The sequence below is a fragment of the Gemella haemolysans genome (genome assembly GCF_001553035.1).
Taxonomy (GTDB): Bacteria; Bacillota; Bacilli; order Staphylococcales; family Gemellaceae; genus Gemella; species Gemella haemolysans_B.
Window position 1 is genome coordinate 1 of record NZ_KQ959939.1, and the last position, 1,021, is coordinate 1,021.

A 1,021-nucleotide genomic window follows, 5' to 3' on the forward strand; every position below is an offset into this window, starting at 1 on the left:
GTGTTTTAATAGCTGTAAACATATATCTAGGTAAAGTAGATTTATCGTTAATTAAAGCTTTAAACCTATCAAAATCATCTTTTTCAAGAGCTTCTCTAAGGTCTTGGATAAGCCAATAACACTTATAAAGCTGAGAATCTTGCTTAATTAGGTAGTTGACAATATCTTGTTCAGTAGTGATGTACTTAAAGTATTTAAACTTCTTATTGGTACCATTATCTAATTCATCATAGCTTGTAAGGAGATTCTTCCAATAACATTTCAATTGTCTGTATAACGCTTTATTTTTATCTTTAATACTGTTCATAAATGAAACTCTATATTTATTAAAAGCTCTATTAACTAGTTGAACAATATGAAATCTATCGATAACTATCTTCGCATTAGGGAAAAGTTCTCTAATAATACTTTTATAACCAGAGTTCATATCAATAACTACGGCTTTGACCTTACAACGTTCTTGATAAGAATAGTATAAGAAGTAGTCTTTAATAATTTTATTAGTTCTACCTTGAAGTATATTTTGTATTTTATGAGTTAATGCGTCTGCATACACGAAGCTCATTTTACTTATGCTATCAGAAGTGGAAGAAATCTCATCAAAGCACATATAATAAGGTAAACTTTTAGGTCTTTCTAAAGTTTTAGATAGATTAGACTGTATTCTTAATACAGTGTTAGTAGAAACAGCACAAGATTCAGCTATTTCCTTTGAAGTATTCTCTTTAGATAACCTTTTAATAATTCCAGCTCGTAGATTTTTAGAAGTATTAGAATACTTTCTAACTTCAGTAGTTTCAGCTGTGAATGATTTACGACAACCTCTACATATAAAACGATGTTTATTTAAATACAAGATAGCTGGTTTATCAGAAATAGCAGGAATTTTAACCTTTACTCTTCTATAACCGTTATTAGTTATCTTACATTCTTTACAATAAGGACAAGAGTTAGATGAATCTTCCAATACTCCGTAATAAACGAGATGCTTACAACCATTTATTTCAATTTCCTCTGTTTT

1 protein-coding gene is annotated in these 1,021 nt (G+C 28.8%); it reads right to left on the reverse strand.

Features of this window, described 5'->3' with window-relative positions:
* Positions 1 to 1,021 (reverse strand): ISL3 family transposase (locus tag HMPREF3186_RS02830; protein ID WP_060913852.1); only part of this gene is annotated, 1,021 nt, incomplete at both ends.